9 protein-coding genes, 13 tRNA genes and 3 rRNA genes are annotated in these 14532 nt (G+C 51.8%); 4 read left to right on the top strand and 21 right to left on the bottom strand.

Annotated features, from left to right (window positions below; translation table 11 throughout):
• Nucleotides 1–331: 331 nt before the first annotated feature.
• The 16 genes from NYE26_RS02680 to NYE26_RS02605 form a co-directional block, all read right to left on the bottom strand.
• Nucleotides 332–402, bottom strand: a tRNA-Gly gene (locus NYE26_RS02680).
• Between the two features lie 17 nt (nt 403–419).
• Nucleotides 420–493 (bottom strand) — tRNA-Pro (locus NYE26_RS02675).
• A 152-nt stretch (nt 494–645) separates the two neighbouring features.
• Nucleotides 646–722, bottom strand: a tRNA-Arg gene (locus NYE26_RS02670).
• 10 nt (nt 723–732) lie between these two features.
• Nucleotides 733–807, bottom strand: a tRNA-Gly gene (locus NYE26_RS02665).
• Between the two features lie 7 nt (nt 808–814).
• A tRNA-Leu gene (locus NYE26_RS02660) sits at nt 815–898 on the bottom strand.
• A gap of 16 nt (nt 899–914) precedes the next feature.
• A tRNA-Lys gene (locus NYE26_RS02655) sits at nt 915–990 on the bottom strand.
• Nucleotides 991–1016: 26 nt separating this feature from the next.
• Nucleotides 1017–1091: transfer RNA gene (locus NYE26_RS02650), tRNA-Gln, on the bottom strand.
• A 95-nt stretch (nt 1092–1186) separates the two neighbouring features.
• A tRNA-Asp gene (locus tag NYE26_RS02645) sits at nt 1187–1264 on the bottom strand.
• A 4-nt stretch (nt 1265–1268) separates the two neighbouring features.
• Nucleotides 1269–1345 (bottom strand) — tRNA-Met (locus tag NYE26_RS02640).
• Between the two features lie 32 nt (nt 1346–1377).
• Nucleotides 1378–1453, bottom strand: a tRNA-Val gene (locus tag NYE26_RS02635).
• A 134-nt stretch (nt 1454–1587) separates the two neighbouring features.
• Nucleotides 1588–1662 (bottom strand) — tRNA-Glu (locus NYE26_RS02630).
• 22 nt (nt 1663–1684) lie between these two features.
• Nucleotides 1685–1774, bottom strand: a tRNA-Ser gene (locus NYE26_RS02625).
• Nucleotides 1775–1777: 3 nt separating this feature from the next.
• Nucleotides 1778–1853, bottom strand: a tRNA-Asn gene (locus NYE26_RS02620).
• Nucleotides 1854–1904: 51 nt separating this feature from the next.
• Nucleotides 1905–2021, bottom strand: a 5S ribosomal RNA gene (gene rrf / locus NYE26_RS02615).
• 145 nt (nt 2022–2166) lie between these two features.
• Nucleotides 2167–5093, bottom strand: a 23S ribosomal RNA gene (locus NYE26_RS02610).
• Nucleotides 5094–5378: 285 nt separating this feature from the next.
• Nucleotides 5379–6939 (bottom strand): 16S ribosomal RNA (locus tag NYE26_RS02605).
• Together the 16S, 23S and 5S rRNA genes with 13 tRNA genes alongside form the textbook arrangement of a ribosomal RNA operon.
• A 397-nt stretch (nt 6940–7336) precedes the next feature.
• Between NYE26_RS02605 and NYE26_RS02600 the strand changes: the two genes are divergently transcribed.
• On the top strand, nt 7337–7462 hold the full coding sequence (locus NYE26_RS02600; RefSeq protein WP_076081926.1) for a DUF4023 family protein: 126 nt from the start codon (nt 7337–7339) through the stop codon (nt 7460–7462).
• A 90-nt stretch (nt 7463–7552) separates the two neighbouring features.
• On the opposite strand, the gene NYE26_RS02595 is transcribed toward NYE26_RS02600, so the two are convergent.
• Nucleotides 7553–8269 carry a hypothetical protein gene (locus tag NYE26_RS02595; RefSeq protein WP_339253674.1) on the bottom strand — a complete coding sequence of 239 codons (717 nt, stop codon included), beginning with the start codon at nt 8267–8269 and terminating at the stop codon, nt 7553–7555.
• 107 nt (nt 8270–8376) lie between these two features.
• Nucleotides 8377–8934, bottom strand: a complete 558-nt coding sequence (locus NYE26_RS02590) for a GNAT family N-acetyltransferase (RefSeq protein WP_339253672.1) — start codon at nt 8932–8934, stop codon at nt 8377–8379.
• A 281-nt stretch (nt 8935–9215) separates the two neighbouring features.
• Here NYE26_RS02590 and NYE26_RS02585 point away from each other — a divergent pair, with 281 nt between their 5' ends.
• Nucleotides 9216–10754, top strand: a complete 1539-nt coding sequence (locus NYE26_RS02585; RefSeq protein ID WP_339257298.1) for an AMP-binding protein — start codon at nt 9216–9218, stop codon at nt 10752–10754.
• Between the two features lie 137 nt (nt 10755–10891).
• Here the strand turns inward: NYE26_RS02585 and NYE26_RS02580 are convergent, their stop codons facing one another.
• Together NYE26_RS02580 and NYE26_RS02575 are read right to left on the bottom strand one after the other, a co-directional pair.
• On the bottom strand, nt 10892–11482 hold the full coding sequence (locus NYE26_RS02580) for a hypothetical protein (RefSeq protein WP_339253670.1): 591 nt from the start codon (nt 11480–11482) through the stop codon (nt 10892–10894).
• 83 nt (nt 11483–11565) lie between these two features.
• Nucleotides 11566–12006, bottom strand: a complete 441-nt coding sequence (locus NYE26_RS02575; protein WP_209875235.1) for a HEAT repeat domain-containing protein — start codon at nt 12004–12006, stop codon at nt 11566–11568.
• A 202-nt stretch (nt 12007–12208) separates the two neighbouring features.
• Between NYE26_RS02575 and NYE26_RS02570 the strand changes: the two genes are divergently transcribed.
• Nucleotides 12209–13156 carry an NADP-dependent oxidoreductase gene (locus tag NYE26_RS02570; RefSeq protein ID WP_339253667.1) on the top strand — a complete coding sequence of 316 codons (948 nt, stop codon included), beginning with the start codon at nt 12209–12211 and terminating at the stop codon, nt 13154–13156.
• A gap of 164 nt (nt 13157–13320) precedes the next feature.
• Complete coding sequence (locus NYE26_RS02565) at nt 13321–13737, top strand: hypothetical protein (RefSeq protein WP_339253665.1); 417 nt, start codon at nt 13321–13323, stop codon at nt 13735–13737.
• 55 nt (nt 13738–13792) lie between these two features.
• Here the strand turns inward: NYE26_RS02565 and NYE26_RS02560 are convergent, their stop codons facing one another.
• Entirely contained in the window at nt 13793–14503 is a 711-nt protein-coding gene (locus NYE26_RS02560) for a DUF554 domain-containing protein (protein WP_339253663.1), read from the bottom strand.
• Between the last annotated feature and the right edge of the window lie 29 nt (nt 14504–14532).

Here is a 14532-nt window from a genome sequence, read left to right as displayed (position 1 = left end):
CGCTATATTGTTGCATCAATTGCAGGAATTCCGGTGATTAGAGCAACTTAGCGCTGGCTTTGTTGCATTTCTTGCAGGATTTCAGCATCGGTCGCTTCTATTGGGCAGTATTGCTGCATTTCTTGCAGGAATTCTAAACAATGTTACGAGCTGTGGAGCATGGGGCCCCATCCTTTCATCGCAAAGGAGCGATTGTATTCGGACTTTCGCATACAATGGGACACGCGCACTTATATCAGCCCAATGTGTTCTGTTTTTCGCATACATTTCCAAATAGCAAAAAAAGTCCGCCTTCCCCATAGGGATGACGGACTCACGTAATACAGATATAAGCGGGTGATGGGAATCGAACCCACGCTATCAGCTTGGAAGGCTGAAGTTCTACCATTGAACTACACCCGCATAGGTGAAATGAAATATCGGGATGACACGATTTGAACATGCGACCCCCTGGTCCCAAACCAGGTGCTCTACCAAGCTGAGCTACATCCCGTTAATACAAAAGTTAAATCAGTGAAGTAATAATGGCGCGCCCTGAGAGATACGGATGCTACGCATCCGATTGCGAAGTTGTGCTATCGAAGCTTATACTCCAACGAACTCGTTCGAATCTAGAGGACACTTTGAATATTCAAGAAGTATTAATGGCGCGCCCTGAGAGATTCGAACTCCCGGCCTTTTGATTCGTAGTCAAACGCTCTATCCAGCTGAGCTAAGGGCGCAAAATCTATATGGAGCGGACGACGGGAATCGAACCCGCGACCCTCGCCTTGGCAAGGCGATGCTCTACCGCTGAGCCACGTCCGCAAAAACATGGTGCGCGTGAAGGGACTTGAACCCCCACGTCGTGAAACGCCAGATCCTAAGTCTGGTGCGTCTGCCATTCCGCCACACGCGCACACGTTACAAGAAAATGGTGAGCCATGAAGGACTCGAACCTTCGACACCCTGATTAAAAGTCAGGTGCTCTACCAACTGAGCTAATGGCTCTCATAAGAGAAACAATCCAAAAAAGATGGCTGGGGATATAGGAATCGAACCTATGAATGACGGAGTCAAAGTCCGTTGCCTTACCGCTTGGCTAATCCCCAATATTATAATTAGCAAAATACTACGGAATCGGATGGATACTCTATACTTCGAGATATAGGATGCTCAATCCCTCATGTCTTAATACCAATTAAAATGGCGGAACCGACGGGATTCGAACCCGCGATCTCCTGCGTGACAGGCAGGCATGTTAGGCCAACTACACCACGGTTCCAAATTGGTTGCGGGGGCAGGATTTGAACCTGCGGCCTTCGGGTTATGAGCCCGACGAGCTACCGGGCTGCTCCACCCCGCGTCATTGAACATTATCTATTCGGTTAAGATAGATGGTGGAGGCTGAGGGGTTCGAACCCCCGACCCTCTGCTTGTAAGGCAGATGCTCTCCCAGCTGAGCTAAGCCTCCATATATCAGTTCAAAAAAAATGGTGACTCGTATGGGATACTCTTCACTCCGTTACGAGATTGCGAAGTATTCCTTACGATGCCTATGCTTCAACGAACCCAGGGAATTCTCATCCCATCATTCAGAGAAGAAATTGGTGACTCGTATGGGATTCGAACCCATGTTACCTCCGTGAAAGGGAGGTGTCTTAACCCCTTGACCAACGAGCCATGCTGTATAAAAGTATTGCTACGGAGAGAGAGGGATTCGAACCCTCGAGACGCTTGTGGCGCCTACACGATTTCCAATCGTGCTCCTTCGGCCAAACTCGGACACCTCTCCATATGGCTCCCCGAACAGGACTCGAACCTGTGACAACTCGATTAACAGTCGAGTGCTCTACCAACTGAGCTATCAGGGAATATGTAACCAATTAGGACAAAAAAAATACCACAATGTGTGTGGATAGTCCGCTTGGCGGCGTCCTACTCTCCCAGGACCCTTCGGTCCAAGTACCATCGGCGCTGGAGGGCTTAACGGTCGTGTTCGGGATGGGTACGTGTGGAACCCCTCCGCTATCGCCACCAAACGGGCATTTACAGCGTAAATGCTTCAGGAAATTGATTCCTGAAAACTGAATCCGAAACGAATTTGCGCTCGCCCTTCTTACGGGGCCCCCGGAAAGTATTCGGAATCCGCTTCGTCAGCTTCATCTTCACTTTTTGGGGTAGTTCTTGGATAAGCCCTCGACCGATTAGTATTGGTCAGCTCCATGCATTGCTGCACTTCCACCTCCAACCTATCTACCTCGTCGTCTTCAAGGGGTCTTACATACTGGGAAATCTCATCTTGAGGGGGGCTTCACGCTTAGATGCTTTCAGCGCTTATCCCGTCCGTACGTAGCTACTCAGCCATGCTCCTGGCGGAACAACTGATGCACCAGCGGTACGTCCATCCCGGTCCTCTCGTACTAAGGACAGCTCCTCTCAAATTTCCTGCGCCCACGACAGATAGGGACCGAACTGTCTCACGACGTTCTGAACCCAGCTCGCGTACCGCTTTAATGGGCGAACAGCCCAACCCTTGGGACCTACTTCAGCCCCAGGATGCGATGAGCCGACATCGAGGTGCCAAACCTCCCCGTCGATGTGGACTCTTGGGGGAGATAAGCCTGTTATCCCCAGGGTAGCTTTTATCCGTTGAGCGATGGCCCTTCCATGCGGTACCACCGGATCACTAAGTCCGACTTTCGTCCCTGCTCGACTTGTAGGTCTCGCAGTCAAGCTCCCTTATGCCTTTGCACTCTGCGAATGATTTCCAACCATTCTGAGGGAACCTTTGAACGCCTCCGTTACTCTTTAGGAGGCGACCGCCCCAGTCAAACTGCCCGCCTGACACGGTCCCCGTACCCGATAAGGGCACTAGGTTAGAACCTAGATACGATCAGGGTGGTATCCCAACGGCGCCTCCGCAGAAGCTTGCGCTCCTGCCTCACCGGCTCCCACCTATCCTGTACAGATCGTACCCAAATTCAATATCAAGCTGCAGTAAAGCTCCATGGGGTCTTTCCGTCTTGTCGCGGGTAACCTGCATCTTCACAGGTATTAAAATTTCACCGGATCTCTCGTTGAGACAGCGCCCAAGTCGTTACGCCATTCGTGCGGGTCAGAATTTACCTGACAAGGAATTTCGCTACCTTAGGACCGTTATAGTTACGGCCGCCGTTTACTGGGGCTTCGGTTCACAGCTTCGGATTGCTCCTAACCGCTCCCCTTAACCTTCCAGCACCGGGCAGGCGTCAGCCCGTATACTTCGCCTTGCGGCTTCGCACAGACCTGTGTTTTTGCTAAACAGTCGCTTGGGCCTTTTCACTGCGGCCCCCTCGGGCTATTCACCCTACCGAGGCACCCCTTCTCCCGAAGTTACGGGGTCATTTTGCCGAGTTCCTTAACGAGAGTTCTTCCGCGCGCCTTAGAATTCTCTTCTCGCCTACCTGTGTCGGTTTGCGGTACGGGCACCTTCTCCTGGCTAGAGGCTTTTCTTGGCAGTGTGAGATCATGACCTTCGCTACTATAATTTTCGCTCCCCATCACAGCCCAGCCTTAACGATGTGCGGATTTGCCTGCACACCAGCCTCACTGCTTAGACGGACATCCATCAGTCCGCGTCACTACCCTCCTGCGTCACCCCATCGCTCATAGCGGATTACGGTGGTACAGTAATTTCAAACTGTTGTCCTTCGACTACGCCTGTCGGCCTCGCCTTAGGTCCCGACTTACCCTGAGCGGACGAGCCTTCCTCAGGAAACCTTGGGCTTTCGGCGGATCAGATTCTCACTGATCTTTTCGTTACTCATACCGGCATTCTCACTTGTGTAGTGTCCAGCGCTCCTTACGGTACACCTTCAACCCCTACACAACGCTCCCCTACCCCAGATGCAAAGCATCTAGCCATAGCTTCGGTGGTGTGTTTAGCCCCGTTACATTTTCGGCGCAGAGTCACTCGACCAGTGAGCTATTACGCACTCTTTCAATGGTGGCTGCTTCTAAGCCAACATCCTGGTTGTCTGTGCAACTCCACATCCTTTCCCACTTAACACACACTTGGGGACCTTAGCTGATGGTCTGGGCTGTTTCCCTTTTGACAATGGATCTTAGCACTCACTGTCTGACTCCCGGCAAGAAGTAAATGGCATTCGGAGTTTGACTGAGCTTGGTAACCCTTGCGGGCCCCGCACCCAATCAGTGCTCTACCTCCACCACTCCATTCACCGAGGCTAGCCCTAAAGCTATTTCGGGGAGAACCAGCTATCTCCGAGTTCGATTGGAATTTCTCCGCTACCCCCACCTCATCCCCGCATTTTTCAACATGCGTGGGTTCGGGCCTCCAGTGCGTGTTACCGCACCTTCACCCTGGACAGGGGTAGATCACACGGTTTCGGGTCTACGTCCACATACTTAGTCGCCCTATTCAGACTCGCTTTCGCTGCGGCTCCGGCTTCTCACCTTAACCTTGCATGTTAAACGTAACTCGCCGGTTCATTCTACAAAAGGCACGCCATCACCCATAAAGAGGGCTCTGACTTTTTGTAAGCACACGGTTTCAGGTTCTATTTCACTCCCCTTCCGGGGTGCTTTTCACCTTTCCCTCACGGTACTGTTTCACTATCGGTCGCCAGGTAGTATTTAGCCTTAGCAGATGGTCCTGCTGGATTCATACGGGGTTTCACGTGCCCCGCACTACTCGGGATCCGTCTCGGAGAGAACACAGTTTAGGCTACAGGGCTTTTACCTCTATCGCGGGCCTTTCCAGACCTCTTCGCCTACCATATTCCTTTGTAACTCCATGTGAGACGTCCCACAACCCCAAGAGGCAAGCCCCTTGGTTTAGGCTGTTCCGCGTTCGCTCGCCGCTACTGACGGAATCACTATTGTTTTCTCTTCCTCAGGGTACTTAGATGTTTCAGTTCCCCTGGTCTGCCTCTGCATTTCCTATGTATTCAGAAATGAGTAACTGCGAATTACCACAGCTGGGTTTCCCCATTCGGACACCCCCGGATCAAAGCTTGCTTACAGCTCCCCGAGGCAGTTTCGTTGTTCGCCACGTCCTTCGTCGGCTCCTGGCGCCTAGGCATCCTCCGTGTGCTCTTAGTAGCTTAACCAATGTGTTTTCCCTAAGGAAAATCACGGTAGCAACTAATAACTATTTCCACTTGCTTACACAAGTTTCAGCTAAAAGATGTTCTAAAACGCAAATTCGTTTCGGTATCCAGTTTTCAAGGATCAAGTTGCTGTTATTATGAAACAATCACGACTGTGATGTTCGGAATAACAGACAGTGTTACTTGAGAGTTTGAGCTCTCAAAACTGACCAACGAGTGAGTAACTAGCCGACCGGCTAGATTTAAGATTTGAATGTTTCCGTTGCAGGAAACGATTCTCCATAGAAAGGAGGTGATCCAGCCGCACCTTCCGATACGGCTACCTTGTTACGACTTCACCCCAATCATCTACCCCACCTTCGGCGGCTGGCTCCCTTGCGGGTTACCCCACCGACTTCGGGTGTTGTAAACTCTCGTGGTGTGACGGGCGGTGTGTACAAGACCCGGGAACGTATTCACCGCGGCATGCTGATCCGCGATTACTAGCAATTCCGACTTCATGCAGGCGAGTTGCAGCCTGCAATCCGAACTGAGACCGGCTTTGCTGGGATTGGCTCCACCTCGCGGCTTCGCTTCCCGTTGTACCGGCCATTGTAGTACGTGTGTAGCCCAGGTCATAAGGGGCATGATGATTTGACGTCATCCCCACCTTCCTCCGGTTTGTCACCGGCAGTCACTCTAGAGTGCCCAGCTTCACCTGCTGGCAACTAAAGTCAAGGGTTGCGCTCGTTGCGGGACTTAACCCAACATCTCACGACACGAGCTGACGACAACCATGCACCACCTGTCTCAACTTTCCCCGAAGGGCACCTGATGCATCTCTGCTTCGTTAGTTGGATGTCAAGACCTGGTAAGGTTCTTCGCGTTGCTTCGAATTAAACCACATACTCCACTGCTTGTGCGGGTCCCCGTCAATTCCTTTGAGTTTCAGTCTTGCGACCGTACTCCCCAGGCGGAGTGCTTACTGTGTTAACTTCGGCACCAAGGGTATCGAAACCCCTAACACCTAGCACTCATCGTTTACGGCGTGGACTACCAGGGTATCTAATCCTGTTTGCTCCCCACGCTTTCGCGCCTCAGCGTCAGTTACAGCCCAGAAAGTCGCCTTCGCCACTGGTGTTCCTCCACATATCTACGCATTTCACCGCTACACGTGGAATTCCACTTTCCTCTTCTGTACTCAAGTCACCCAGTTTCCAGTGCGACCTCAGGTTGAGCCCAAGGTTTAAACACCAGACTTAAATAACCGCCTGCGCGCGCTTTACGCCCAATAATTCCGGACAACGCTTGCCCCCTACGTATTACCGCGGCTGCTGGCACGTAGTTAGCCGGGGCTTTCTTCTCAGGTACCGTCACTCCGGTAGCAGTTACTCTACCGGACGTTCTTCCCTGGCAACAGAGCTTTACGATCCGAAAACCTTCATCACTCACGCGGCATTGCTCCGTCAGGCTTGCGCCCATTGCGGAAGATTCCCTACTGCTGCCTCCCGTAGGAGTCTGGGCCGTGTCTCAGTCCCAGTGTGGCCGTTCACCCTCTCAGGTCGGCTACGCATCGTCGCCTTGGTGGGCCGTTACCCCACCAACTAGCTAATGCGCCGCAGGCCCATCCCCAAGCAGCAGATTGCTCCGCCTTTCATTCTTCTCTCAGGAGAAAAAAGAAATTATCCGGTATTAGCTACCGTTTCCGGTAGTTATCCCAGGCTTGAGGGCAGGTTGCCTACGTGTTACTCACCCGTCCGCCGCTAAGTCTGAAAGGAAGCAAGCTTCCTCTCAAACTCCGCTCGACTTGCATGTATTAGGCATGCCGCCAGCGTTCGTCCTGAGCCAGGATCAAACTCTCCAAATTGGTATTTAGAAAGAGCGATTGCTCATTTTGAAACATCTGACGAGAATTTACATTCTCATTTTTGGATCTCACCGAAGTGATCTCCAGATACTCACTCGTTGTTCAGTTTTCAAAGATCAAGCTCGTTGTTAGTGTCGATGTTGTCGTCACCAGCAACTCTTATAATATATCACATACAGCCGATCAATGCAAGCTCTTTTTTTAACTTCTTTTCGAGCCAGGCGTTGATGTTTCGCGGCCAGAAATAGAATATATCACGGATAGACATTCATTGCAAGCATTTTTTCAACCATAAGTTTAGAATGATATCCACCGCAAATGGACAGAATAACCGAATATCTAAACGTATGCTTGGAAGCCTCAAGCCTACGTTATCTAACCTTCTAGGGGGATTGTTATGGACACTCATGAATTCGTGGAGAAGTTCCAGGAGAATCAGCGTAAAGCGCTAAAGAACAGAAAACGCGGTAAAGGAACTCCTGGAGCAAGACTGGCCAATAAACAGCATAGCTCTAACAAATAACGGTGACAAAACAAAGCAGGGATGTCTGCGCGGCCAGTTACGGCTCTGCGGACATCCCTTTTGCATTCTATTCTATAGAAGCAGTAGTAATTATTTGCTTAGTTTCGTTACGCCTACAGCCACTTTCTCGATTTGTGCTTTGCTAAGAGCTTTGTCAGCGGAGCTGATGGTTACAAAACGGTCTGCGAGCTTGAAGGTCAGCATTGGCGTATCCGAAGGAGTGTACCATTTCGCTTCTGTTCCATTGGAGAGCTTCACTGTAGTGCTGTCGTAACCATCGGAGTAGTCACGCGGCGAGACATTTACACGCATTTTATTAAACAGGAAGCTTACGCCGTCATCGCCGCCCGCAACCTTCTGGAAGGCATCTCCGCTGACCATCTGTGTCGGAGCATAGGCTGTCTCAAAACCTTGGAAGTTCGAAAACGCCTTAGCAATCTGCTCCTTCTGCGCTGCACTGTACTGTACGGCCGTCAGCTTCACAGATGAACCATTATCAGGCGCTGTGGCCCCTGTTCCAGTCCCAAGGATAACTTCATTCGTGGAGGCATTGAATGTCACCGGCACCTTCAGTGCATCTGCCATCGCCCGGACCGGAAGATACGTTGTATCCTTATAAGTGATTGGCGCCATCGTTTTGCCGTTGTTATCGACTGGGGTATAGGCCGCTCCGTTCACTTTGAACCCGATTCCGTGATTAAGATAAGCGCTGATCTTCTGCATATTCGTTCCTGCGTAGACCCCTGCTGAACCTGTAACGGCCATTCCGAATACCATCGTTGCTATGATCATTTTTTTGCTTTTCATTGAATATCGTCTCCCTTAGTTGTGATGTTGTTGTGTGTGTTCCTTGCTATAGACTTATTAAACCATTAACTTGTTTCTAACTTGTATCCGGATTGTAAAGAAGTAATTCAAATGCTCACCCCATACACCTCTGTGTACAAAACATCTCTGAAATGGAGGAACTCCTTCATCGTTACCGGCTCCGGGTAGGTCATAATGCGTAGCGGAAGATCGGCTTGCCCCGTACGCAGCGGCGGCTGCATATAGTCATAGGGATTCAGGTAAAAGCCCAGCCGCTCATAGAATCCGATTCTTCTCTGCTCCAGCTCCCCGTCCGGCGGCTCTACCTCAAGCAGCACCGGCTTGTCCGAACGCATAAGGTAGCTGCTCATCAGCTTGCGGCCGATCCCTCCGCTCCGGCGCTGGGGATTCACGGCAATATGCTCAATGAACCGCAGTTCGGGTAATTCCCATACCGCCAGAAAAGCCAGTATCTGCCCCTCCGTATCCTTGCTGGTATACAGATGATAATTCGGCTGATCCAGCAAAGCCTGCTGCCCGCTGCGGGTTCTAAGCTCACTTACCGGAAAAGAGGCTTCCATGATAGCGAATATTTCATTGAATTCTGCTTCACTAATACTTCCTTCATTAATAAATGTCTCATCGATCACTGTATTCTCGTCCATTGCAATGGCCTGCTTTCTGCCGCTTCACTGCGTGAAGGGCTCTAATGTATGGTTCCCTTATCCGGTTAGAAATACCTTCAGGGATTCTGTATGAATCAAGATGCTTCAAAATAAAGACTGTCACAGAACATTCTCCGCTTCCCTATGAGCCGATTAGCATCTGGTACTAGGAGAACGTGCTATACTGTAGTCAACAGATACATCATCACACTTATATAGGAGAGGTTCATTTGGATAATCAACGTTGGATCGCACCTGAATTCTACAATCTCACTTCGGAAATGGAGCAGCATCCTGAAGATAAGCTTGCAATTAAATGGTTACATGAAAATGGGAGCCTGGAGCAAATCACCTATGGTGCGCTCATGGCTCAGGCTAACCGTCTCGCCGGCGGACTGGCCGGTCTCGGACTTACGCAAGGCGACCGGATCCTGGTCATGGTCCCCCGCCGCATCATCGCCTATGCGATATATCTGGCCTGCCTGAAGCTGGGACTGGCTGTTATTCCTTCGTCTGAAATGCTGCGGGCGAAGGATCTCTCGTACCGGCTGCGCCATTCCGAAGCGCGGGCTGTTATTGTCTGGTCTGAGGTTACCGGAGAAGTGAACAAAATCTCCGACGATCTGCCCGCACTGGACTACCGCTTGTCCGTCTCCAGCGGTGAGGCTGAGGCTGAAGAAGGCTGGATTGACCTGGAAGGTCTAATGGAAGGACAAGCTGATTCTTACCCTACGGTTGCCAGCCGCCGCGATGATATCGCCATTCTGGCCTATACCTCCGGAACCACCGGCAATCCCAAAGCAGTAGTTCACACGCACGGCTGGGGATATGCCCATCTGCGGATCACTTCCTCCCTCTGGTTCGATATCCGTGAATCAGATACGGTCTGGGCTACAGCCGCACCGGGCTGGCAGAAGTGGATCTGGAGTCCGTTCCTGACGGTACTCGGCAACGGGGCAACTGGCTTCGTCTATAACGGAGCCTTCCATCCGGAGCGCTACCTGCAGCTGCTGCAAGACGAGAAGATTCAAGTATTATGCTGCACTCCGACTGAATACCGCCTGATGGCGAAGACTGAGGGCCTGGCAGAATACGATCTGTCCAATCTGCGCTGCGCCGTATCCGCCGGTGAACCGCTGAATCAGGAAGTCATTCATACATTCCAGCAACACTTCAATATTACAATCCGTGACGGCTATGGACAAACAGAGAGCACACTCATCATCGCAGCGCTGAAGGATGAACCGATTCGGGTCGGCTCCATGGGCAAATCGATTGCTCCGGGCATTGTCGAGGTGATCGACGAGAACGGACATCCGCTGCCGGCCGGAGTGGTCGGTGATATCGCCGTACATCTGAGCATGCCTGCTCTGTTCCAGAACTACTATAAGGATCCCGAGCGCAAAGCGAACTGCTCACATGGAGAGTATTTCGTAACCGGCGACCGGGCGCGCAAGGATGAGGACGGCTATTTCTGGTTCGAGGGGCGCGGCGATGACATCATCATCAGCTCGGGCTACACGATCGGACCCTTTGAGGTCGAAGAGGCGCTAATGAAGCATACCCTCGTTAAGGAATGTGCCGTGGTCGCAAGCCCGGATGAGATCCGCGGGTCAGTCGTCAAAGCTTTTATCGTACTCAAGGACGGCCATGCCGGAACACCGGAGCTGACCAAAGAGCTGCAATCCCATGTGAAGGAGCAGACCGCACCCTACAAGTATCCGCGCAAAATCGAATACATTACGGATCTGCCGAAGACCACTTCCGGGAAGATCCGCAGAATCGAGCTGCGTGAGCAGGAGAAGAAGGCTAACCAGTAGCAGAAGCTCTTCAGTCAAGGGAGTACTGCAAGCAGGTAGCTCTCCCCACCAGCTTAGAACCTTAAAATCCCCGTTCCTACAGTGATGCAGGACGGGGATTTTTGTGTTTTTGGACGCCTAATCGTGCAGTGCGTACCTTACTCGGACCAATATTCCGCCTCCGGGTTGAGCGCTGTGCCTACTTCGCCTTCTTTTACCAGATCGCAGTCCAGGTAGCCTTCCTCATCCAGAAAGTAGACCTCCTGCTTATAGAATTCGCACAGCGTCTCCAGGAACTTCTCCGGCGAATCGTACATTACCACCAAATCGCCGTAGTCGTGCAGCAGATCGCAGATCCGCTCCACCCCTTCTTCAGAGCGGTAATAGCAGATATAATCACTTCCATAGTTGGTCAGCAGCGGCAACACGGTTCCACCGCCGGTATATCCCTTCTCCTGCAGAATCCCTGACAGTATCTTCACTTCATGGCCGTATTCCCCGATATGAATCAGCCGGTAGCCCGGAATGAACTCCAGCAGACTGGGATCTTCCTCGGCGCCGCCTGTTCCAAGAACTGTATCATAGACCGCCCGCAGAAGCGCAGGAACTTCGGGTGTAAACTCTAATATCGCCTCACTGCCCCCTGCCGGAGCCTTCCCCAGACTGGCGGTGTACCCGGGACGCAGCTGCGTGGACAGCTTAAGGAATTCCTGAAATGTAACCGTAAGCATGTAATCATCCTTTCTCACAAAAATATAGCGGAGCGATAAGGAACGCCCCTATCTCTCCGCTTGGTGCTGTCATGCTAATTAACTATGTTATTTGAGACTGGTTACTTGGCAGCCGAAGCCCACATCTTCTCCAGCCACTGATCGAAATCCGCGCCCTTCTCGCCTTCATAGGCATCGTAGATATCAACCCGCATCTTCTTCAGCTTCTCTTTGAACTCTTCGTAAGAATGGTCCTTGGGCAGACTCTTCTTAATGCGCAGAATAATCTTGGATACCCCTTTGAACAGTTCAGCTTTGTTCTTCGATGGAACCTTGACCTCTTCGCCAAAAGCCACCAACTTGTTATATGCAGCTTCTTGCACGGTATATACAGGATCGCTGATCATCAGGCGATTAAGGATATCGATAATTTGTTTGTGGTTGTAGCGGCCCAGCTCTTCTACCGCTTCAAGACGCGCTCTCCAGTCTGCGGAACGGCCGGCGGCTCTCTTCAGTTCGTCATAGTTCTCTGGCAGCTCTTGGATTACTTCTTCATTATTCAAGCGTTACAATCCCCTTCTTGGTTAAATCTGATATATAGAACGTTACCTAGTGCAATTCTACCGTACTGCGCTGCTTGATTTCAATCTTTTGTCCAAACATTCATGGAAAAAGACTTGGAATCACGGATTTTGACTAACGGTAGCCGTATGCGTATAGTATGTACCAAATCATCCGCCAGTAGATAAAGGAGGCCCACTATAGATGAAGGCCATTGCCTTAGAAGTGTCCGACTCGTCCGGGAGCTTAAAAGAAATAGATATTCCTCTGCCTGTTCCGGGTGAACATGAGGTGCTGATTGAGATGTATGCGACCTCGGTTCATCCGGCAGATTGCAGAATACTGGATGAAGCAAGGAATGTCAGCGGAGAACGCCCTGCTGCCTGTCCGTTTGTTCCCGGCGTGGTTGTAGCCGGAATCATTGCGGACACCGGCGCAGCGGTGAGCCGCTTCAAGCCTGGCGACGAGGTATTCGGTCTGAAGCCTGCTGCCGAGAGCGGAGGTTACGCGGAATACACGTGTGCCAAGGAGGATCAGCTTGCACTTAAGCCCCCGGGCTTATCCTTCGCAGCAGCCGGGGTGTTACCTGCTGCCGGGCTTGCCGCCTGGCAGGCGCTGGCTGCCGCCAAGGTCTCCAGCCGGGACCGCGTGCTGGTACAGAACGGTACAGGCGGAACCGGCAGCTTCGCGGTACAGCTGGCTAAGCTCCGGGGCGCTACGGTGATTACTACCGTCAGCGGCGGTGATGAGTTGGATGTTGCCTGGGGCCTCGGGGCCGATCAGGCGATTCACAGCGGCGGGCAGGATTTTGCCGCGATTCTGGGGCAGAGCATCGATGTGGTGATTGATACCGCAGGAGGCAGTGTGCTAAACAGAAGCTTCGCAGTACTGGCTCCGGGCGGAAGGCTGATCTCCACTGCTGAACAGCCTGATCCGGCCTTGGCAGCACAGCAGGGAGTTACAACAGCTTATCTGACTCCTGCTGCCGATCCCTACCAGCTGAGCGAGCTGGCCCGGCTGACGGCAGGGCGGAGGCTGGAGCCGCTGATCGGCGGTGCTTTTCCACTTAGTGAAGAAGGGCTGCGCACTGCCCATGCGCTTAGCGCAAGCGGAAAGGCGCGGGGTGTTATTGCTATTGTAATCAAAGAATAGAGGGATAAAAGAGGAACATCCGGAGCATTAGCTGTAGCCGTGCGAGCGCATCTGACTATACTGTGCGCAACCTCATTTCCGTCGGCCACAGCATATGATAATTTCCTCATAGAAGCTGCACAAAGAATAATCTCAAATCAGGTCAGGGGCTGATTGACATTACAATGATCATTGTATTCACAGTACTGTTGCTTGCTGCAATCATAGTAAGTGTCAGGATCTTGCGAATCCGCCGCCAGTTGCAGGACCAGACGATTATTGTCTCGGACCGTCTTGCCAACTTCTATGGCCGCTCTACACTGGGTCAGGGACAAATCCGGGGTAATGGCTGGCTTGTTCTGTTGAAGGACGATCTGATATGGGAAATGTATCTGCCCGCCAGAAGCCTGATCCTCCCGCTGAAATCTATCCTAAGTGTTGATACAGCCACTGCACATCTCGGCAAAACCGGGAAGGCCGGTCAGCCACTGTTAAGAATTACATACACAGACGGAGAACAGGAGGAATGCGCCGCTTGGAAAGTAGATCAAACTCAGCAGTGGGTTAGTTCGATCAACGAGAGACGCAAGCAGGTTCATTGAAGCACAAGCGGAGAACATCCGGCTCGAGAAAGGTGTACAGACAGTTCAGATTCTCTCAATTGAATTGAAAGTTATGTACCAGCACGACCAGCAGCACAGCCACCAGGATACCGGGCAGCAGGTTGGCTACCTTGATCTTGGTGATCCCGAGCAGGTTCAGCCCGATGCCGATAATCATCACCCCGCCTGTAGCGGTCATCTCTGCAATACAGTCGCTCAGCAGCACATCAGGCACAAACCGGGTAATCTGCGTAGCCAGTAAAGCGATGGCCCCTTGATACAGAACTACAGGAATGGCCGAGAACATCACTCCGATGCCCAGCGTAGAAGTCAGAATCATGGCAATGAAGCCATCCATAATGGATTTGGCGTAGAGGATCTCATGGTTGCCTTTGATGCCGCTGTCCAGTGCTCCTAGAATAGCCATGGCTCCTACAACACACACCAGGCTTGCCGTGACAAAGCCCAGCGAGATACTTCCCCGGCCGCCCGCACCTACTCTGCGCTCCAGCCAATCGCCCGCACGGGTGAATTTGTCTTCAATGTTGATCCACTCCCCGGCTACAGCGCCGATCACCAGACTTAGGATGACGATGAGGAAATTCCCGCTTTTCAGACCCATCTGCACCCCCAGCAGCATTAGCGCCAGTCCAATCGCTTGCATCACAGTGTTCTTCATACTCTCCGGTATCCGCTCCAGCAGCTTGCCCAGCAGAGTTCCGGCAATTATTGCTATTCCATTCACGATTGCTCCGAGCAGTACCATTCCTCAGCAACTCTCCCGTCGATTCTTTT

Source organism: Paenibacillus sp. FSL P2-0136, from assembly GCF_037975325.1.
In the GTDB taxonomy this organism is placed as follows: Bacteria; Bacillota; Bacilli; order Paenibacillales; family Paenibacillaceae; genus Paenibacillus_AQ; species Paenibacillus_AQ silagei.
The sequence above is the reverse complement of the archived record's forward strand: the minus strand, read 5'-3'. Positions and strand labels throughout refer to the sequence as shown.

What these genes read in the sequence shown, in the direction of transcription:
- NYE26_RS02600 (WP_076081926.1), top strand. Translation starts at nt 7,337, where the DNA reads ATGGACACTCATGAATTCGTGGAGAAGTTCCAGGAGAATCAGCGTAAA.
- NYE26_RS02595 (WP_339253674.1), bottom strand. Translation starts at nt 8,269, where the DNA reads ATGAAAAGCAAAAAAATGATCATAGCAACGATGGTATTCGGAATGGCC.
- NYE26_RS02590 (WP_339253672.1), bottom strand. Translation starts at nt 8,934, where the DNA reads ATGGACGAGAATACAGTGATCGATGAGACATTTATTAATGAAGGAAGT.
- NYE26_RS02585 (WP_339257298.1), top strand. Translation starts at nt 9,216, where the DNA reads ATGGAGCAGCATCCTGAAGATAAGCTTGCAATTAAATGGTTACATGAA.
- NYE26_RS02570 (WP_339253667.1), top strand. Translation starts at nt 12,209, where the DNA reads ATGAAGGCCATTGCCTTAGAAGTGTCCGACTCGTCCGGGAGCTTAAAA.
- NYE26_RS02565 (WP_339253665.1), top strand. Translation starts at nt 13,321, where the DNA reads ATGATCATTGTATTCACAGTACTGTTGCTTGCTGCAATCATAGTAAGT.
- NYE26_RS02560 (WP_339253663.1), bottom strand. Translation starts at nt 14,503, where the DNA reads ATGGTACTGCTCGGAGCAATCGTGAATGGAATAGCAATAATTGCCGGA.